We start from the raw sequence: 19,612 nt of genomic DNA, 5'->3' as shown, positions 1-19,612 counted from the left end.
ACGGCGGCTCTCTTCGGTTCATCGCACCGGGGCCGCGGTCTCCGCGCCTGCCCTCGACGGCGCCAGCACTCGACGCGAGTAAAAGAAGAGGCCGACGTCGGAGCGGACGAAGGCGTAATGGGCCCTCGCGGGCTCGACCAGGGCCATCGGGAGACCGAACCCGTAGGATTCATACTCCTTCGCGTTCAGGTCGCTGGTCGTGACGATCCAATCATATTCCTGCGCCTCGATCGCCCGCTTCATCCGGGTCGGTTCGAGCCGTCCGGTCTCGACGAGCATCCGGAAGAGCCAGGGGTCGCCGAACGCCGCCCGTTCTTTCTGGTGGAGGTCGAAGAGGCCGGAGTCGGTCAGCAGTCGCGCCTTCGGATCCTCGGCCATCCGGTACACTTGCTGATAGGTGCGTAGGAGTTGGTGTCCCAATGGCCCTCGCAGGTCCTCGGACGTTTTCCAGGAGGCGAAGGCCTGTTGCGCGGTGAGGAGCGTCCCGAACGGCAAGGCAAGCAGGCCGAGGGTGGCGGCCAGGGTGGTGAAGACGCGTCCCCGCTGAGTCGTGACGGTCGAGGCGGCGTTCCAAAGCGTCCCCACCGCCAAAGCTTCGACCACGCGGAGGCTCAGGTAGTAATTCAGGTCGGCGCCTCGCTTGCTCGACCCCAACAGACTCGCGGCCAGGATCACGACCGCGAGTGTGCTCGAGCGCACGTCGCGGGGCCGGCGCGAGGTCCAGAGGATCAGACCGATGACGGGGAAGACGATGAGGTCGGTCGAGAACAGCAGCACGCGTTCGATGGTCGAGACCCAGTTCGCGAAGTCCGAGGGAGATTTCGACTCACCCAGTAGGTCTCGGGCAAAGTTGGGTTCGGCCACGATCGTGACCGCCGCGACCACGGCTGCGAGGCCGGCCGAACAGCCGAGGACCACCGCGATCGCCCGCCGCCGTTGGCCTTCGAGGAATAACGAGATCCCGAGCGCGACCAGGAAGATCGCCGCGGTCTGCTTGGTCAGGATCGCCGCGATCAGGACCACGCAGCCGAAGACGCATCCCCGACGCGACTTCAGCCCCCCCAGGAAGAACCCGGTGATCCCGAGCGTCTCGGCCATGAGGTCCGGCCGGACCATGACCGAAAACCCGAGCATCGGCCCCGCCCCCAGACTGAGCACCCCGCCGGCGACGGCCGCATCCCGGCCGTATTTCCGGGCGAGGTACCAGGCCAGCCCGAACGTCGTCGCCAACGCCGAGGCGAACGTCAAGGCGCGGCCGATCGTGAACAACCCGGCGATGTCCGCGCCCATCGCCCGACCCAACAGACCAACCAGTGTAAAATACAAGGGTCCGAAGAAATTCGACACATGCGGATAATCGGACCAGGATGGATAGAGCGAAACGCCCTCCTGAACGCGCTCGGCGAGCAGGACCATCTTCGCCTCGAGGTGGAACGTTTCGATGGGCACGACCAGTGCGGAGGACGCGTACGCGAGGTAGAAGATCACCCTCGACGCGCCGAGGACGAGGACCAGGCCGAGTGTCAGGCGAAGGGCAAGACCCATGGACAGCAAGCGACCTCGTGACCACGATATGCGTTGTCTTCGACGACCGGGGCAAAGTCCCCGGGACTCCCACGATAACGTCTCCGAGTCGGTCGGCAACAGACCCGCCACGTGATCCTCCGATCGTCCACGGGCCGGTCCTCCACCAATCGCGGTCCGAGAACCAGGCCATCATGCTCCAAATCCCATCCGCCTTGCGGGCGATCGTACGCCCGGCCGAGAACCTCGCCCGTTCGCTCTGGGCCAGGCCCGAGGTCCGCTCGCGATGGCCCCTGGCGGTCGTGGTCGTGGTCCCGCTGGCCTTCCTCCTGATACCGCTCCTGTTCGATCTCTTCTTCACCATCCCCTGGTCCGTCCGCAAGGTGATGGGGCAGCTCACCTTCATCGGGATCCTGGGACTTGGCCTCCGTCGCCTGCTGACCGTCAAGCCGACCGACGCCTGGCTGGCCGACGACTCCTCGGCCGACATTCCCGCCCCCGGGTTGGTCGCCCGAGCCCTCCCCTGGGTCTTGCAGCTTGCGATTGCCTCGCTCGCGTGGCCATTGCTCCGGTACCCGGAGAACCTAGGATTCGGCGACTGGGATCATCACCTCCAGAAGTTCGAGGCGATCCGGCAGACGATCCTCGTCTGGCACCAGTTCCCCTGGTGGACGCCCTGGGTCAGGGCGGGCTTCCCGCTGGCCTCCGAGCCCGAGAGCGGGTTGGTCTCGCCCGCCACGCTCCTGATCCTCCTGTTCGGCACGGGGGTTGGGCTCCGCCTGGCGACGGTCGCCTGCCTGATGATCGCCGTGGAAGGAGCACGTCGGCTGGCCTGGCACTGGTTCCGCGAGCCTTGGGCGGCCGTGGCGGCGGGCCTGATCTACGGGATCAATGGCGCGGTGCTCGTCTACACGGTGGCCGGGTACTTCATCCCGATGAGCTTCTGCGCGGCCCCCTGGATGATGTACCACGCCTTCCGGATCGGCCACCGCCTACGCGACGGCCTCGCCCTCGGCGCCTGGGCGGCGTTCGACATCCTCAACGGCATCCAGTATCCCAGCGTCTACGCCTTCGTGCTCACGGGGCTTGTTTGGATCCGGGCCCTCCGCGTCCAGCCGCAAGGACTCCGAGCACGCTTGCTGGCCCACACGGTCGCCGCCCTCGGCGTGGTCCTTGCCCTGACAGGCTGGCGGCTCGCCACGAGCGGGGCGGTCCTGTGGGACTATCCCCGAGTCTGGTCGTCGTTCATGGACGACCCGCCGTCGAACGCCTTCCATTGGCTCTTCCTCCGCCCTGGGCCGGCCATCCTCGAGACGGCCACCAGCACCTACTTCTGGGAGTCGACCCGATACGTCGGCCCGGTCGTCGTGATCCTGGCGTTCGCGGGGTTGATCCGAGGCTGGCGCTGGTGGCACACGCTCACGCTGCTCGGCTTCTGGCTCGCGCTCGGGTCGGTCCAGTCGCACCACCCCAGCTACTGGCTCACGATGTGGCCGGTCTTCAAGACGATGCACGTGGTCTCGCGATGGCGGATCTTCGGCATGCTCGGCCTCGGCTTGTCCGTCGCCAGCGTCGTGGCCCGTCTCCGGATCGAAGGAGGAGCGCTGCTCCGAGGTCTCGCTGTCATCCTCGTGCTCGTGATCGCCGTCGACCTCGTCAGCTACGGCCATGAGATCCTCCCCGTCGCGACCAGGGACAAGCCGACTGACGACGTCTTCCCCGGCCCGAAAGTCGAACGGGTCGTGAACGTCCAGAACAACCTCGGCTTCCCCGCGATGCTCCGAGGTTACGGGGTCGTGCGAGCCCACGAGCCCCTCCTCGGCTACGACCGCAACCTCGCCACCGCGCGAATCTGGCGAGGACATCCCGAGTACCTCGGCGAATCCTGGGCGAACGGGAAGGCCGTCGAGCCCGAGTCCTGGAGCCCGAACCGCATCGTCTACCGAGTGCGGCCGAACGAAGAGGTCCACGTCAACCAGAACCCCGGCTCCTGGTGGCTCGTCAACGGCCGGCAACTCTTCCCCGACTGGCGATGCGCGGAGTGGACCAAGGACTTCACCGCTCGGGCCGACGACCAAGGACGGCTCGAGCTCCAGATCGTCCCGAAGGGCCTCGCCCTAGGGCTCTGGATTCACGCCGTGGGGCTCGTCCTCCTCGCCCTAACCGTCGTCTGGTGCCTCCGCCGACCCATCCCCCGCCCGACCATCGACGGAGAAGTCTGCACAGAATCATCCACTTCGATTCCAAATCTTTTACCGCAATAGTCGCAATAGACCTTTGTCGCATCAGATCCCGAGCCCAGTGTTCGCTGCAGATCTCGCGACCTTGCCGGGTGAGACGATCCCGTCGAGTGGGATGTCGTGCGGCTCGACGGGCAACGCATCGACCCATTGGCAATCGAAGGCGATCGCCCAGCGCGGGACGTCGGGGCGAAGGGTGGGGAGGAGGCGGTCGTAGTGGCCCGCACCTCGGCCGATGCGGAAGCCTCGGTCGTCGAACCCGAGGCCGGGCACGAGAACCCAATCGACGCGTTCGGGAGTGACCTCGGGACAATGGGCGGCCGGCTCGGGGATCGCCAGGGTCCCCGGCGTCAGGTCATGGTCGAGGTCCCCAACTTCAAAAAGCCGGAGCTGCCTGGCTCTTCGATCGACTCGGGGACAGATGACGCGTTTGCCGAGCGTGAGGGCACGCTCGAGCATCGGCCGCGTGGCAATCTCCTCGGGAAAGGCCGACGCGTAGAGCAAGACCGTCGATGCGCCCGCGAAACCCGGCAGCTCCGCGAAACGGCCGGCCAGCCATTCTTCCTGAGACCGACGCTCGTCGAGGTCGACGGCCAGGATCCGCTCGACGAGCGCCTTGCGCAACGCACGTTTCTCGGGCTTGAGGTCCATCGTGGGTTCGCACACGCGTTAGGGAAATGCAATCGTGCCCGTGTTCCCTTCGGCTTCCGAAGGGAACACGGGCACGATTAAATAACCTCCACCGCAATGCCGTCAGAGCGCTTTTGAGAACCCGCAGTTCAAGTGGGTGCCTTGGACCTTCATGGACATGCCAAGAGGCCGTGAATCGGCTCCCAACGGGTTTTCATTGGTTCGCCAAAAGAACACCCCGTGTCGAACATGGCAGAGGTTAGTCCGACCGAAGCCAGACGCCCCCAGTCTATCTCCGCCCCGGATCGACTGCAAGACAAAGGCACGCGAGAAACCGGAGGTCATCGGGACGAGGCACCGATGCGTGCGATCATGGCATAGGCTTCGATTCCGAGGGGATTTCCGGGCCTCGGAACCGCTGGAGTTGGTCGCGGATCCGTGCGGCCTCTTCGTAGTCTTCGAGGGCGACGGCCAGCTTCAGTTGCTGCTCGAGTCGATCGACGGGCCCTTGAGGACGGCTGCTCTCGACCTCGCGCTGCCAGCGGAGCAGGAACCCGAGCTCCATGCACTCGGCCTCCTGGTCGGCCCGGTCGTAGTCGACGAGGAAGGCGCGGATCGCCTCGATGCCTCGGTCGATCTCGGCGAGGGCCGTACGGTGGTCCTCACGCTCGAGCGACTGGAGTGCCAGGGCACGCGTATGCATCATCGTCACATAAGGACGATATTGATCGAACTGGAGCCGGTCGCGTCGACGGGCCGCGTGACGGACCACGAACGCGAAGAGGCGCAAGTTTCGCTCGGTGTCGCGAGCGACCAGGTCGAACCGATGAAGATGGAAGGCGGCGAGGTAGCGTCGGTAGTATTGCAGCCCCTCGTGCATCAGGACCGCACAGGACTCGGAGTCGAGCGAGAAACCTTCTTCGTCGCGAACCTTGGCCTCGAAGAACTCCAGGAGGGACTCGAAGCCCGACGGCCTCTGGCCGTCGGGGCGGCCCGCGAGTTCCATCTGGAGCAGGCCGAGATCCACTCTCATCTGGATCTTATCCTGGCCGTCGGCCCCCGCGACGATCCTGACTTGCAGCTCGTCGGGGTCGTGCTCCCAACCGTCCAGGATCGCGGTGATGTCCTTGCTCAAGCGTCGCGCCTCCGTCCGGTTCGCGCCGGGGGTTCGGTGAACGGACTCTCGCGGTTGGTTCTACGCTCCCGCGTGGGGAGGAGTTCGAAACTCAGGTAGGCGAGGTCCCCCTCAGTCGCGAAGGACGCCCAAGTTTAGGCAGCCCCGAGCCCACCGACAAGGGGCGACGGTCGCGAGCCTCGAGTGACAGGCAGATCCCGCCCCCTGCCCTCGAAACAGCCCGCCGGACAGGCAGGGCACCCCTGCTCCAGGGATCGACCGTCGAAAGCAACGGCTAGATCACCAAAAGAAATCCGCGCCTCCCTCGCCCCAGCAGAAGCCTTGGGGCGAGGGAGGCGCGGCGAAAGGAAGACGATCGATCGGAGGAGGATCGCCGGGGGACGACTCAGAGCTCGTTGCCGTCGTGGATCATCGGCTCGAGTTCCTTGGTGTTGCGTTCGACGGCGAGGACGATGGTCCGTTCCTCGACCCCGTCGGGGCTGGCGGCGACGGCCGGGATGATCTGGCGGGAGTCGGGCAGGCTGAAGCGGACGGTGAAGGTCCCGTCGGGCCTCAACTGGACGGGCTCGCCGGACAGGGTCACCCGGGCATTCGGCTCGGTGGTCCCGTAGACGATCAGTTCGGCGTCGAGCTCGAAGTGGAAGTCGCGTCCCAGGGCGGCCAGGGCACCTGTGCCCAGGCTCTGGAGCGAGAGACTCTGCATCGGCCTACGAAGACGCTCCTCGAAGAGGTCGCGGAGGTCATCCGAGCCGCCGCTGCCGGACGCGGTCCCGCCCGACTGGCTGTAGATCTTCTGGAACTGCTCCTGGACGCTCGCCCAATTCTCGTCGAGGGCGTCGGAGGCGCCGGCCTTGGGCGTGCTGACGACGTTGGACCGGGCCAGGACGAAGAACTTGCCGCGGCGGGCGAGGTAGCCGATGTCGACCCGGAACGACCGGGGGGGCGTGGCGACGTCGATGTACCAGTTGTTGACGCCGCCGTGGATTTCAATGTCACGCACGTGCCGCTCGGAGGCGGAGGTCGTGTCCTCGCTCGTGACGTCCGAGACGCGGAGGATCGGCCGGGCGGTGTGCCATTCCTGCCCCAAGGCGGCCTGGGCCCGGGCCAACGTGGATCGGCTCAGCTCCCAGTAGACGTGGAGCCAGTACGGATCGCGGACCATGGCGATGATCCGATCCTTGACGCACGCGTGGTCCAACGCACGCGGCGGCATCACGGTCAGGGGACGCGACGGGGCCGCCGGGGCGGTCGGCTTCCGGGAGGCGGGCGAGGGACGCTCGGCCGATTCCACGGCCTTCGGCACTGGCGCCGCCTTCGCGGACGCCTTCTTCGGGGTCACCGGGGGGACGGACAAGGCGCGGATCAGTTGATCCTTGCGCATCGCATGCCACCCGACAATCCCTTGATCTTTGGCCAATTGCGCCAGATATTTCTTATTGCAGTCCTTGAGCGTTTCGACGGTCATGCGGGGCCACTCCGTCTCCATCCGCGGCGCGTGCATTAGACGCGGACTCGGACAAGGAACGCGGGGGATCATCCCTGAGTAGGCCGATCCGGAAAACTCCATGCCTCCCGGACTGCGATACCGGGGCGGACCACCGTCGGAGTACGACCATCGCCCCTCCGCCGCGTCCTCGACCTAAAAACAGCAAGGGCGGCCATCCTCCCGTTCGTTCCACGGAAAGAGGCCGCCCGTCGTTATTGGTCGGATTCGCAGCGCGAGGGTGACGGCATGGTCGGACCCCGTTCTGGCTCGTGCCGGACGCATTGCGTAAAATCTCGCTTGGTCGTTCATAACAAATCCCACTCTTCGTGTCAACGAAAATTTCGCCCCGAGTGTCCGGCAACGGACATGCGACGCATGGATGTAACGAGAGAAACCGGGTCGTCCCTGCCGGACGTCCGGATCACGCCTGGCGGCCGCTCGAGCCTCGCGGAGTCCCGACCCGGAGGCCTCTCGGGGACTTTGTGAAAAATTTCTCGAAGAGGGTCCCTGGGGAGTTGACAGCCAATTTTGGGCGGGTATAAATGGATCGCGAGTGGTCCGTCCCGCCGCGTTCTATCCCGACCGACTCATGGTCATTCGGCTTCGTCCCTTGCCTTGACGAGGGATTCGGGAGGCGTGCGTGGAACGGCCTGATCCGCCCTCCATCCTGTCGATCGCCATGCGTTGGGCGTCGCGAGTCTCCACCATCGGGTTGGAATTCGCGGTGCCCGCCTTGATCGGGGCGTTCCTGGACCGATGGTGGGCGTCCCCCCCATGGGCCACCGTCATCGGGGCCTTCCTCGGGTTCGTCGTGGGGATGGTTCACATCCTCCGAATCGCCCGAGAGGACAGCGGGGGATCGACTCCGAGCCGTTGATCGCCGGCCGGGGCCGGCGGACTGGCGAGCGTCGACGTCTGACGGCCGCAGTCACCGCTTTCGAGGTCGGGCCCGCAGTAGATTGTCGAGTCATCGAGGACTTTCGCAGCCATGCCCGAGCACGGTCACAGCCCGCTCAGCCACGTGGTGGACCACCCCACCTTGGAACTCCCCTACTGGAAGTTCCCCTATGCCGTGGAGTTCGAACTCCCCAGCATTGCGGGCATCCAGGTCACTCGGTTCATGGTGACCGAGCTCATCGCGGCCGTGCTGATGCTCCTGATCCTGCCCATGGTCGTCGCCCACGCGCGGAAGAACCAGGTGACGCGCGGCGGGTTCATGAACATGTTCGAGGCGATGCTGCTCTTCATCCGAGACCAGGTCGCGCGTCCGGCGATCGGGGGGCACGGGGCCGACAAGTTCCTCCCCTATCTCTGGACCGTCTTCTTCTTCATCCTGTTCAACAACGTCCTCGGCCTGATCCCGGGGATGGCCTCCGCCACGGGGAATATCAACGTGACCGCCGTCCTGGCGGTGATGACGCTGGTGGCCGTGGTCTCGGCGGGGAGCCGAGAGATGGGGGCCGTCGGGTTCTGGATCGGGATCGTGCCCCACCTCGACGTCCCCTTCTGGTGGCTCAAGCCGCCGCTCTGGGGCCTGATGTTCGTGATCGAGGTGGTCGGGCTCTTCATCCGGCACGTCGTGCTCGCCGTGCGACTCTTCGCGAACATGTTCGCGGGCCACGTGGTCCTCGCGGTGATCCTCGGGTTCATCGTGGCGGCCAAGGGGCCGATCTTCTACCCCGTCATGGGGGCGAGCGTGATCGGGCTGATCCTCCTCAGTCTCCTGGAACTATTCGTCGCGTTCTTGCAAGCCTATATCTTCACGTTCTTGTCCGCGTTGTTCATCGGGTCGGCGGTGCACCCGCACTGACCTGCCCCTCGGGCGTCGCGGTTTTCTCGGGTGGTCGTTTCACCCGGGGACGGGGCCGGGGATCCTCGTCCTCAACAGACGGCGGGCCGTTGTTTCGGCCCCGCGGATATCCCCCCCCAAGGTGTCTAGCCAACTAGGAGACAGTGGTCCGATGAAATTCGTCAAGTCCGTCGCTCTCGCTTTCGGCCTCCTCTTGTTCGCGCAGGGCTCGGCGTCCGCCCAGACGACCACCCCGAGCGGCCCGGTGGTTGATTTCGGCGCCGTCGGCGCCGGCATCGTGATCCTCGGGGCCGGCCTCGGCATCGGCGGCCTGACCAAGTCGGCCGTCGAGAGCATGGCCCGCCAGCCGGAGATGGCCGGCAACGTCCAGACGGCCATGATCATCTCGGCCGCGCTGATCGAGGGTGTCTCGTTCTTCGCGCTGATCATCATCCTCATCAAGTGAGCGTGCGACGGGCGGAGCGGCCCGTCCGTGGGGAGATCGCCCGGCGACCCTCGGCCAATTGCCAGGTGGGACGCCGGGCCGCCCTCCGTCTCGTCACACGACTTTGATTCGAGCCTGCCCCCTCACGAGGTCCTCATCCATGTCCCGGCGATCCCTATCGGCCCTCGGACTCCTGACCCTGGCGTTCCTGTTCGGGCCGTCGGCACGGCCGACGGGCGCCGCGGAGCCGACCAAAACCCAAGCCGAACCCGCCGCCCACGCCCCGGCCGCCGCACCCGCCCATCCCGAGGCCGGGCACGCCGCCGAGGGCCACGCGGCCGCGGCCGACCCCAATATCCTCGAGCCCCAGCCCTCGCTCGTCATCTGGACGGTGGTCGTCTTCCTCGGCCTGATGTTCGTCCTGGGCAAGTACGCTTGGAAACCCCTGATCGAGGCGCTCCACCGCCGCGAAGAGCATCTCGAGCACGTGCTGGTCGACACCGAGAAGGCTCGGGCCGAGAGCGAGCGACTGCTCGCCGAGCATCGCCGCCAGATGGCCGAGGCCGAAGACCGCGCCCGCGCCCTCCTCGAAGAAGCCCGCGGCCAGGCCAGGGCCACCGCCGAGGAGATCCTCCAGAAGGCCCGGGCCGAAGCCGAGGCCGAGCAGAAGCGGGCCCAACGTGAGATCGAGGTTTCGCGAGACAACGCCCTCGCCGACATCCGGTCGAAGACGGCCGATCTCGCCGTCTCGGTCGCGGCCAAGGTCCTCTCCAAGACCCTCGACAGCGACGGCCACCGCCGCCTGGTCGAGGCCGCGATCAATGAGTTGCCGACCGCCCCGGCGTCGGCCAACGGACTTGGGGGTTACATCGCATGAGCGCCGCCAGCGCCTCCCCCGCGTCAATCGCCAAGACCTTTTTCCGCGACGAGAACCCCGAGGTCACCCGGTCCTACGCCGAGGCCCTGGTCAACGTCGCGGGTCACGGCGAGCAGGCCGAGGCCGTCCTCGACGAGATCGACGCGATCGCGACCGACGTCTTCCTCGCCCATCCCCAGTTCGCCGAGTTGCTCGGCTCGCCCCTGGTGTCACCCGGCGACAAGGACCGGATCCTCGTGACGACCCTCGAGGGGAAGGCCCAGCCCACGGTCGTCAAGTTCCTCAGGGTGCTCAACCGGCACGGCCGCCTCGGCTCGTTCGGGCCGATCTCGCGAGCGGCCCGTGCCCTCCGGGACCGTCGCCGCAACCACCGTCCCGTCGTCGTCCGCTCGGCCGTCCCGCTCGACGAAGCGCAGGAGAACGCGCTCCGCGATCGGCTCACCCGGATGCTCGGCGCGACCCCGATTCTGCAGCTCGCGGTCGACCCCTCGCTGATCGGGGGTCTGGTCATCCAGGTCGGCGACGACCTCTATGACGCCTCGATCCGCAACCGACTCGAACAGCTTCGCAAACGTCTGATCGAAGGGAAGGCGCATGGATAAGTTCAGGGCCGACGAGATCACATCCGTCATCACGAACGAGATCGAGCAGTTCCAGTCCCAGGTGACGCGGACCGAGGTCGGTCGCGTGCTCGAGGTCGGCGACGGCATCGCCCGGGTCCACGGCCTCTCCGGCGTGATGACCGGCGAGATGGTCGCGTTCGAGAACGGTGTCACCGGGTTGGCCTTCAACCTCGAAGAGTCGTCGGTCGGCGTCATCATCCTCGGCGACTACACGGCGATCCACGAAGGCGAAACCGTCACCGCCACCGGCCAGCTCCTCCGCGTGCCGGTCGGCGAGGCCATGGTCGGCCGCGTCGTCAACCCCCTTGGTGTTCCGATCGACAACAAGGGAGCGATCCAGACCTCGCACTCCCGACTCGTCGAATCGACCGCGCCCGGCATCGCCGGCCGGCAGCCCGTCGACGAGCCGATGCAGACCGGCATCAAGGCCATCGACGCCATGACCCCGATCGGCCGAGGCCAGCGCGAGCTGATCATCGGCGACCGGAAGACCGGCAAGACGGCGATCGCCATCGACACGATCCTGAACCAGAAGGGCAAGGGCGTCATCTGCGTGTACGTCGCCGTCGCCCAGAAGGAGTCGACGACGGCCGGCCTGGTCGAGATCCTCCGCAAACACGGCGCGCTCGACTACACGATCGTCGTCGCCGCAGGCGCCAGCGACCCCGCTTCGCTCCAGTACATCGCCCCCTACGCGGGCTGCGCGATGGCCGAGTACTTCATGTACGAGAAGGGTGAGGCGACCCTCGTCGTCTACGATGACCTCTCGAAGCAGGCCGTCGCCTACCGCGAGCTCTCGCTCCTGCTCCGCCGCCCGCCGGGCCGCGAGGCCTACCCCGGCGACGTCTTCTACGCCCACTCGAGGCTCCTCGAGCGGTCGGCGAAGCTCGCCAACAAGTACGTGATCGTCCCCGACCACGCCCCGACCGAGGCCGAGAACGTCACCGAGCAGTGGGGCGTCAACCAGAAAGTCTACCTCGGCGTCCCCGGCCACGAAGAGGCCACCCACGACCTCAAGGCCAACTACCCGACCGGCCACAAGATCGTCAAGACGACGAGCTCGGGCGGCTCGTTGACCGCGCTCCCCTTGATCGAGACCCTCGAGGGCGAAGTCTCGGCGTACATCCCGACCAACGTGATCTCGATCACCGACGGTCAGATCTACCTCCAGCCCGACCTCTTCTTCGCGGGCGTCCGGCCGGCGGTCGACGTCGGCATCAGCGTCTCGCGCGTCGGCGGCAAGGCCCAGATCCCGGCGATGAAGAAGGTCGCGGGCGGCCTCCGGCTCGACCTCGCCGCCTTCCGAGAGCTCGAAGCCTTCGCGCAGCTCGGCACCGAGCTCGACAAGGCGACCCAGCTCCAGCTCGACCGCGGCTACCGGATGGTCGAGCTGCTCAAGCAGCCCCAGTACCAGCCGATGGAAGTCGTCGACCAGGTCATGAGCATCTATGCCGGCTCGGAAGGTTACCTCGACGACGTGCCGGTCAAGGAGGTCTCGCGCTGGGAGACGCAGTTCCACGAGTTCGTCCGCGACCACAAGTCGAACGTCCGCGGCCGGCTCGAGCAGGAGAAGAAGCTCACCGACGCCATCGTGGGCGACTTGAAGGCGGCCCTCACCGAGTTCAAGGCGCGGTATCGTTCCCCCGCGGCGAAGGCCGCCCCCGCGCTGGCGGGTGCCTAAAGCCTTCGACCCGATGTCGAATTGAAGGGGGTCGTCGGCCGGCGACGCGGACCTTCGCCGACCCGGAATGGTCGTCCTCGAGCGACTCTCCGCGTCGGCCCGCATCCCCCGCCGACGACGTCCCTCGATTCGCAGATCACCCCCGCTTTCGCGAGAGACACCGATGGCCAAGGCCCGAGCGATCGTCAAGCGCCGCAAGTCGGTGCAGAACATCCGGAAGATCACCCGGACGATGGAGCTGATCGCCACCGCCCGGTTCAAGAAGGCGCTCGACCGCGCCACCGAGGCGGAGGCCTACACGCGCAAGATCGCCGAGCTGGTCGCCGACCTCGGCTCGACCTCGCTCGAGGTCTCGCACCCGCTCCTCGAGGTCCGCGAACCCGTCAAGCGGTCTCTCCTGCTCGTCCTGACCAGCAACCGAGGCCTCGCCGGCGGCTACAACGGCAACGTCATCCGGGTGGCGTCGCGGACCTACCAGGACTACCAGCTCGAGGGCGTCGAGCCGATCCTCGAGGTCGCGGGCAAGCGAGGGATCAACTACATGCGGTTCCGGGGGACCCCGGCCGCCAGCACCTACACCCAGTTCGAGGACCGGCCCCAGTTCGACGAGGTAGAAGTCCTCGCGAACAAGTATATCGGCATGTTCATCCGGGGCGAGATCGACCGGCTCGACGTCGCCTACACCCGGTTCATCAACAGCGCCCGGCAAGAAGCCGTCGTCCAAACCCTCCTGCCCATGACCACCGCCCAGGTCGGCGAGGCGGGCGCCTCCGTCCGCCAGGCCAAGCGGAAGGCGGGCGAGGGAGCGGCCGCCAACCCGTCGAAGGCCGAGCGGATCCCCTACGAGTTCGTGCCCGATCCCGAGACCATCCTCGAGGAGATCGTGCCGGTCTCGTTCAAGGTCCGCCTCTTCAAGTGCTTCCTCGACGCGGCCGTCAGCGAGCAGATCGCCCGGATGGTCGCCATGCGGGGCGCGACCGAGAACGCCGACGACATGATCAAGTCCCTCACCCGGCTCTACAACCGAGCCCGGCAGGCGCAGATCACCCGCGAGCTGGCCGAGATCATCGGTGGCGCCGCGGCCTTGGAATAAAAGGAATAAGACTTTCTCACCACAAAGATACAAAGAACCAGACAAGGCCAAGAGTCAGGAAAGATTGTCTCGCCGGACGGTCATGGCGATGCGGGAGATGACTCCCCGGTCTTTCAAGACCATTTTTATCTTTCTTTGTGACTTTGTGCCTTTGTGGTGAATCCCGCATCCCTCAATCCATCCCACAAGGTTCCTCCCAATGGCCACCGCGACCGCGACCGGACGGATTTCCCAGGTGATCGGCTCGACCTTCGACGTCGAGTTCGATGAGGGGCACCTCCCCGACATCTACAATGCCTTGAAGGTCGACGCCAAGGAGAAGGGCGTCGAGATCCACCTGACCGGCGAGGTGCAGCAGCAGCTCGGCGGCAACCGAGTCCGGTGCGTCGCCCTGGGTTCGACCGACGGCCTGGTCCGCGGGATGCCCGTGATCGACACCGGCGGCCCGGTGAGCGTGCCCGTCGGCAAGGAGACCCTGGGCCGCGTTTTCAACCTCCTCGGCGAGCCGATCGACGGCCGTGGCGTCGTCCCCGCCTCCGAGCACTGGCCGATCCACCGCGATCCGCCCGCCTTCGACAACCTCTCGCCCAAGACCGAGTTGTTCGAGACCGGGATCAAGGTCGTCGACCTCCTCACGCCGTTCGTCCGAGGCGGTAAAATCGGCCTCTTCGGTGGCGCCGGGCTGGGCAAGACGGTCATTTTGACCGAGCTCATCGCCCGTATCGCGAAGGTCCACAGCGGCTACTCGGTCTTCGCCGGGGTCGGTGAGCGGACCCGCGAGGGGAACGACCTCTGGCTCGAAATGCAGGAAACGAAGATCGGCAGCACGGGCAAGTCGGTCATCGACAGCACCGTGATGTGCTTCGGCCAGATGAACGAGCCCCCCGGCGCCCGGCTCCGGGTCGCCCTCTCGGCCCTGACGATGGCCGAGTGGTTCCGCGACTCGACCGGTGCCGACACCCTGCTCTTCATCGACAACATCTTCCGCTTCAGCCAGGCCGGTAGCGAAGTGTCCGCACTCCTCGGCCGTATGCCGTCGAACGTGGGCTATCAGCCGACCCTGGCGACCGAAATGGGCGGCCTCCAAGAACGGATCACCTCGACGAACCAGGGTGCGATCACCTCGGTGCAGGCCGTCTACGTCCCCGCCGACGACCTCACCGACCCCGCCCCGGCCACGACGTTCGGCTTCCTCGACGCCTTCATCGTGCTCCAGCGCTCGATCGCCGAGAAGGGGATCTTCCCCGCCGTCGACCCGCTCGGCTCGACCTCGCGCGTCCTCGACGCCCAGTACGTCGGCCAGGAGCACTACGACGTCGCCCGACGCGTCCAGGGTATCCTGCAACGCTATCGCGAGCTCCGCGACATCATCGCGATCCTCGGCGTCGACGAGCTGTCCGAAGAAGACAAGATCGTCGTGCACCGGGCCCGCCGAATCGAGCGGTTCCTCTCGCAGCCGTTCTTCGTCGCCGAAGTCTTCACGAACAAGGCCGGTCAGTACACCCCGCTGGCCGACACGATCCGAAGCTTCAAGGAAATCTGCGAAGGCAAGTGGGACCACCTCCCCGAAGGGGCCTTCCTCTACGTCGGCTCGGTCGAGCAGGCCGAAGAGCAAGCCAAGCGGATGGCGCGCTGAGACCCGAGCGATTGACCCTAGGCCGATTTTCGAGGAGCGTGCACCGCGATGGCTATCCACGAGACGGTGGATCCGGAGAAGACCGGCAAGAAAGGGAGCCACCGGCTCCAGTGCGTGGTCGTCACGCCGGAACGGACCCTGTTCGATGATGTGGTCGAGTTCGTCGTCCTCCCCCTGTACGACGGCGAACTCGGCATCCTCCCCGGGCGCTCCCCGCTGATCGGCCGCCTCGGCTTCGGCGAGCTCCGCACGAAGGAGGCCGGCGATACCAAGCGTTACTTCATCGACGGAGGGTTCGCCCAGGTTCGTGACGACATCGTCACCGTCCTGACCAACCGCGCGATCCCCGCCGCCCAGATCGACACCGCGACCGCCGAGCGCGAGCTCGAGCAGGCCGAGGCCCGGCCCGCCACGTCGGAATACGACCAGGCGGAGAAGGCCAAGGCCGTCGCCCGCGCCAGGGCCCAGCTCCACATCGCCGCGCCCAAGCGTTGAACAAGGCGAGTGATGCGTCAACGCTAAACGTTGAGGCCATATCTCAGGCTTCACCCGCTTAAGGATGATCCCTCGGTAGGCGAGGCACTCCTGCCCCGCTCTTTCCCCTAGGCTCCTGCAACAAGAGCGGGGCAGGAGTGCCCCACCTACCGGGGGGACCTCAGCAAGGACGGGCAAGAGTGCCCCGCCTCTCAAGCCTCGATCGAAGGGGCGAGGCCGGTGTCGAAGAATCCAGGGGCGCGGGCCAAGGACCGTGACGACCATCCCTCGCCGGTCCAGGCGTGATGGACGACGTTCACGTCGTCATCGTTTAGCTCGATCTCCAGGAACCCCGGCGGGCGTAGGCCGGTCGGATCTCGGAGTAAGGGTGCGCCCGCGTTGAGACAGAGCTGCCGAGGAATGGCCTCGGGCACGAACGCCCAGGCGGCGTGCACGTGCCCGCAGCAATAGAGATGCGGGCCAACCTGGCTGAGCCAGTCGGAGACCTCCGACGCGTTCTTCATCCGCTTTGGGGCAAGCTCGGCCGCATAATGGCCGGGGGCCGCCAACGGGTAATGGCTTGCCACGATCACGCGCCTCGGTCGCTCGCCGGGGTGGCCGACGAGCCCTTTCGCGCGGGCGAGTTGTTCGGGCGGAAGATAACCTCTCGCCGAGATGTGCGAACGAGTCGCGTCCATCCCGAGGATGGCCGTTTCCCCGTCGAGGGTTCGAATCCAAGGGTACGCCCCTTGCGGAGCAAAAAGGCCGAACCATTCCTCGAACTGGCGGTAGCGGACCGATCCTGTCGTATATCGGTCGTGGTTCCCGGGGATCACCGTCACCCGCGCCGGGTCCAGCAAGAGTTCCGCGAGCGCCCCGCGCGCATCGCGAAACTCGTCGGGAAGCGCCGTGGTCGTCAGGTCGCCCGTGATCAGGATGTGGTCCGGCGCCAGCCCGACCACCCTCGCCACCACCTCGTGCAACCGCTCCAGCCGGAACTTCCTCGCCCGGCCCGTCACCAACTCCAACATCCCCACCGCCCGCTTGTTCATCAGGCGCAAGGGGTTGAACGCATAACGCCAGACGTGGATGTCAGACAGGTGGACGATCCGCAAGCTCGCACGCCTCCACCGCGGTTGAGAGGTCGGCCGATGGGGTCACGGATCGAAAACGGACAGGAAAATGGATCAACAGATACCGCGAATGAACGCAGATTTTAATCATTCGAGCATTCTCAATCTGCGTTCATCGGCGTCATCTGTTGATTGATATGTCTTCTCTCATCCGTGTTTCATCCGTGGCTCGATCTCCCCTCAGAGATGCCAGCCGAGCCAGCCGACGAGGATATCGTATGCGGAATGCGTGCCAACCGCGACTCCGAACCCTCGAACGACGAAGACCCAGGCGAAATAGACGCCGGCCAGCCAGCGGAAGATGAACGCGAACCAGGTGAAGGTTTCTCCGGGGGTGCCGGCGTGGTGGGCGACGGAGAAGAGCAAGGCGGAGGTCGTCACGGCGAGGCTGCTCGCCAGGACGGTCGGCATCTGGAGCAGGCGGAGGGTCCCGAAGAAGAGGGGCACGAGCGCGAGCCGGAACAGGGCCTCTTCGTAGACACCGGCGCCGAGGAACCCGATCAGCGCCGAGGCAGGATGACTCGAAGCCGGGGGATTCGTCGCCAGGACGGTCGCCGGGGGACGCTCGAGGAACGTGAACCCCAGGTCGACGACCCGGCTCAGCCCGATCAGGGCCACCGCGAAGATCAGGCTCTCGACCGCCATGCCCAGGAGCGAGGACGGGGGAAAACGCCACTCTCGGTGGTCGAACGCATGCCAGGCGAGGAGCGAGACGACGAGGAGCAGCGGGAGGAACCACTGGTCGGTCAGGCCGAGCCTGACCAGGAACTGGCGCAACCAGGCGTCGGCACCCGTACGGAGCGTCTCCGCCGATTCGCCCCCGAGCCAGAGGACCCCGAACTCATAGGCGAGCAGCAACGGGGCGACGAACACCAGGCACGGCAACGGCCGGCGCGTCGTGATCCAGTACGATCGGCGCCCATCCTCGATCGCCGGCGACTCGCCCCACCAGTGGTGGTCGTAGCCAAACCGGGACCGGGACCGCCGAGGAGGAGGCGCCGGGGATCGTCGGGTCGTTGTTTTCACAACTCTTCGGATCGGCCAGCTCCCCCCGAAAAATTGAGGACGCAAAGATTCTGTTGGAGGTTTCGAATTCGACAAAATTTTCGTAATGACCGAAAAGAACGAAATGTCGACGGATCTTGTGGCACTAAACCTCGCCCGCTACCATAATCGCATGGCTATTGTGCCGCCTGCGACGGACAGGTTTCTGAGGTTTTGGTCCGATCCGAGGCCTCGGCACTTTCGGCCACCGCAAGGATTCCGCCCCGCCGCCTTGGGACACGAGCATGTTCGGGTGCTCCAACGTTGTCCCTACAGGCCTATCCGTCCTCCGGATTGAGACGCCTTTCGGTGCGGAACACCCGCCGATTCGCGGGTTGTGGCGGTCGTCCGATTTCGCCCGTGTTGGAGGGTTGGCGTGTGACTTCGCGGTTTTTCCTGGCCCTGCTCGTCGGTACCGTCATCGTGGCCGGCTGCAGCGACGCCTTCAACCCCGGCCCGCTCGTTTACGAAGAGACCGAGGCGCTGACTCGGGAGTTGGCCGACAAGACGAAGCCCCACCTCGCGGGCAAGGCCAAGCTCCAGGACGGCGTCCGCAAAGGCCTGGCGAAGCTCTTCGGCCCGAACCCTCGCGAGATCAACATCCCGAAGGACTCGGGCCTCCCCGCGGGGGGCCGGCGGCTGGCGAGCTTCGAGTGGGTCGGTGAAGGCGCGGGCCGGAAGCGGCAAGCGATCGCCGAGGCCGGCGCGAAGGAGGCCTCAGCCCAACAGAAGGGGGGATTCGCCCTCTATCGCGTCCACTGCGTCCAGTGCCACGGCGTCTCGGGTGCGGGGAACGGGCCGACGGCCGACTTCCTCTTCCCCAGGCCCCGCGACTACCGCCCGGGCAAGTTCAAATTCACCTCCACCCCCAACGGGGCGAAGCCGACCCACGACGACCTCCTCCGGACGATCCGAGACGGCCTGCACGGCACCTCGATGCCCGCGTTCGAGGCCCTGATGAGCCCGTCGGAGCTCGAACAGGTGACCGACTACGTCGTCTTCCTCAGCATAAGAGGGGAGACCGAGCTGGCCCTGATCGACGAGGCCGCGATCGCCGACGAGAATGATCCCGAAGCGCTCAGCGACGAGGTCGTCCAGGGGGTCGCGAACAGCGTCTTCGGCAAGTGGAAAGACGCGGAGACTCAGGTCTTCAATCCCCCGTCGTCCCGAATCGCGTCGACCTCCGAGAGCATCCTCCGCGGTCGGAACCTCTTCCTTGGGCAGAAATCCAAGAGCGGGAACTCGGTCGACTGCGTCGGCTGCCACGGCCGCAAAGCGAACGGCGACGGCGCCAGCTTCGTCTCGCAGGACGTGATCGACGACGTCATGTTCAGCGGGGGGCCTTCCCTCATGCAGGCGAGGCTCGACACGTATCCGGAGAAGGTCCGCGAGATCTGGAAGAACTCGCTCGACGACTGGGGAAACCCGCTGCGTCCGGCAAACCTGAACCGTTCCCTCTACAAAGGAGGGCGACGGCCCATCGACCTCTACTGGCGCGTCGCCAAGGGGATCACCGGCGCCAAGATGCCCGGCCACTATCCGACGCTCGACACCGACGAGGTTTGGGACGTCGTGAACTTCATCCTCGCGCTCCCGTACGACGCCCGGTTGCTCGACGGTGTCCCGCCTGCCGGCACGGCCCCCCCCCCCTCGCCCGCCGTGGCCAGGCGTTGAGAGCGAAGGCCCTCGGCCTCGCCCGGCCCCTTTCGCGTGATCGGGGGCCGGGGGCCGCAAAGCGCCTTGCCGCATCGATGGATCCGCTTTTGATCTTGTGATCGAATCATGGGGCGAGGACTGCCCCC

At 66.2% G+C, this 19,612-nt stretch carries 17 protein-coding genes and 1 other RNA gene; 11 read left to right on the top strand and 7 right to left on the bottom strand.

Annotated features, from left to right (window positions below):
* Positions 1 to 18 precede the first annotated feature (18 nt).
* Positions 19 to 1,545 carry a hypothetical protein gene (locus tag ACYOEI_RS24730; protein WP_462852299.1) on the bottom strand — a complete coding sequence of 509 codons (1,527 nt, stop codon included), beginning with the start codon at positions 1,543 to 1,545 and terminating at the stop codon, positions 19 to 21.
* 173 nt (positions 1,546 to 1,718) lie between these two features.
* Here ACYOEI_RS24730 and ACYOEI_RS24725 point away from each other — a divergent pair, with 173 nt between their 5' ends.
* Entirely contained in the window at positions 1,719 to 3,788 is a 2,070-nt protein-coding gene (locus tag ACYOEI_RS24725) for a hypothetical protein (protein ID WP_462852298.1), read from the top strand.
* A gap of 21 nt (positions 3,789 to 3,809) precedes the next feature.
* Here the strand turns inward: ACYOEI_RS24725 and ACYOEI_RS24720 are convergent, their stop codons facing one another.
* The 4 genes from ACYOEI_RS24720 to ACYOEI_RS24705 all read right to left on the bottom strand — a co-directional run bounded on the left by ACYOEI_RS24720 (position 3,810) and on the right by ACYOEI_RS24705 (position 6,994).
* Positions 3,810 to 4,415 (bottom strand): 5-formyltetrahydrofolate cyclo-ligase, encoded by a 606-nt coding sequence (locus tag ACYOEI_RS24720; protein WP_462852297.1) that lies wholly within the window; start codon positions 4,413 to 4,415, stop codon positions 3,810 to 3,812.
* Positions 4,416 to 4,496: 81 nt separating this feature from the next.
* A non-coding RNA gene (gene ssrS, locus ACYOEI_RS24715) (6S RNA) lies at positions 4,497 to 4,656 on the bottom strand.
* Positions 4,657 to 4,764: 108 nt separating this feature from the next.
* Positions 4,765 to 5,529 carry a UvrB/UvrC motif-containing protein gene (locus ACYOEI_RS24710; RefSeq protein ID WP_462852296.1) on the bottom strand — a complete coding sequence of 255 codons (765 nt, stop codon included), beginning with the start codon at positions 5,527 to 5,529 and terminating at the stop codon, positions 4,765 to 4,767.
* Positions 5,530 to 5,914: 385 nt separating this feature from the next.
* Positions 5,915 to 6,994, bottom strand: a complete 1,080-nt coding sequence (locus tag ACYOEI_RS24705) for a DUF4912 domain-containing protein (protein ID WP_462852295.1) — start codon at positions 6,992 to 6,994, stop codon at positions 5,915 to 5,917.
* 661 nt (positions 6,995 to 7,655) lie between these two features.
* Between ACYOEI_RS24705 and ACYOEI_RS24700 the strand changes: the two genes are divergently transcribed.
* The 9 genes from ACYOEI_RS24700 to atpC all read left to right on the top strand — a co-directional run bounded on the left by ACYOEI_RS24700 (position 7,656) and on the right by atpC (position 15,654).
* Entirely contained in the window at positions 7,656 to 7,892 is a 237-nt protein-coding gene (locus ACYOEI_RS24700) for an AtpZ/AtpI family protein (RefSeq protein ID WP_462852294.1), read from the top strand.
* Positions 7,893 to 8,003: 111 nt separating this feature from the next.
* Positions 8,004 to 8,825: a F0F1 ATP synthase subunit A gene (gene atpB, locus ACYOEI_RS24695; protein ID WP_462852293.1), complete on the top strand. Its 822-nt coding sequence runs from the start codon at positions 8,004 to 8,006 to the stop codon at positions 8,823 to 8,825.
* 151 nt (positions 8,826 to 8,976) lie between these two features.
* A complete protein-coding gene (gene atpE, locus ACYOEI_RS24690; RefSeq protein ID WP_462852292.1) occupies positions 8,977 to 9,270 on the top strand; it encodes an ATP synthase F0 subunit C in 294 nt (97 codons plus the stop codon).
* A 139-nt stretch (positions 9,271 to 9,409) separates the two neighbouring features.
* Entirely contained in the window at positions 9,410 to 10,126 is a 717-nt protein-coding gene (gene atpF, locus ACYOEI_RS24685; RefSeq protein ID WP_462852291.1) for a F0F1 ATP synthase subunit B, read from the top strand.
* Positions 10,123 to 10,728 carry an ATP synthase F1 subunit delta gene (gene atpH, locus ACYOEI_RS24680; RefSeq protein WP_462852290.1) on the top strand — a complete coding sequence of 202 codons (606 nt, stop codon included), beginning with the start codon at positions 10,123 to 10,125 and terminating at the stop codon, positions 10,726 to 10,728. The genes atpF and atpH overlap by 4 nt, the downstream gene beginning before the upstream one ends.
* A complete protein-coding gene (gene atpA, locus ACYOEI_RS24675) occupies positions 10,721 to 12,430 on the top strand; it encodes a F0F1 ATP synthase subunit alpha (protein WP_462852289.1) in 1,710 nt (569 codons plus the stop codon). Before atpH ends, atpA begins: the two co-directional genes overlap by 8 nt.
* 163 nt (positions 12,431 to 12,593) lie before the next feature.
* Positions 12,594 to 13,523 carry an ATP synthase F1 subunit gamma gene (atpG, locus tag ACYOEI_RS24670; protein ID WP_462852288.1) on the top strand — a complete coding sequence of 310 codons (930 nt, stop codon included), beginning with the start codon at positions 12,594 to 12,596 and terminating at the stop codon, positions 13,521 to 13,523.
* A gap of 199 nt (positions 13,524 to 13,722) precedes the next feature.
* Positions 13,723 to 15,159, top strand: coding sequence for a F0F1 ATP synthase subunit beta (gene atpD / locus ACYOEI_RS24665; protein WP_462852287.1), 1,437 nt, complete (start codon positions 13,723 to 13,725; stop codon positions 15,157 to 15,159).
* Between the two features lie 48 nt (positions 15,160 to 15,207).
* Positions 15,208 to 15,654, top strand: a complete 447-nt coding sequence (gene atpC / locus ACYOEI_RS24660) for an ATP synthase F1 subunit epsilon (protein ID WP_462852286.1) — start codon at positions 15,208 to 15,210, stop codon at positions 15,652 to 15,654.
* Positions 15,655 to 15,845: 191 nt separating this feature from the next.
* Here the strand turns inward: atpC and ACYOEI_RS24655 are convergent, their stop codons facing one another.
* The gene (locus ACYOEI_RS24655; RefSeq protein WP_462852285.1) at positions 15,846 to 16,748 is read right to left on the bottom strand and encodes a metallophosphoesterase family protein; all 903 of its coding nucleotides are present in this window, start codon (positions 16,746 to 16,748) and stop codon (positions 15,846 to 15,848) included.
* A gap of 198 nt (positions 16,749 to 16,946) precedes the next feature.
* The gene (locus ACYOEI_RS24650; protein WP_462852284.1) at positions 16,947 to 17,792 is read right to left on the bottom strand and encodes a CPBP family intramembrane glutamic endopeptidase; all 846 of its coding nucleotides are present in this window, start codon (positions 17,790 to 17,792) and stop codon (positions 16,947 to 16,949) included.
* A 396-nt stretch (positions 17,793 to 18,188) separates the two neighbouring features.
* On the opposite strand from ACYOEI_RS24650, the gene ACYOEI_RS24645 reads away from it, so the two are divergent.
* Positions 18,189 to 19,484 carry a c-type cytochrome gene (locus tag ACYOEI_RS24645; RefSeq protein ID WP_462852283.1) on the top strand — a complete coding sequence of 432 codons (1,296 nt, stop codon included), beginning with the start codon at positions 18,189 to 18,191 and terminating at the stop codon, positions 19,482 to 19,484.
* Positions 19,485 to 19,612 lie beyond the last annotated feature (128 nt).

This window comes from Singulisphaera rosea (genome assembly GCF_054877945.1).
Note: the sequence above shows the minus strand (reverse complement) of the source record. Positions and strands in the feature narration are given on the sequence as shown.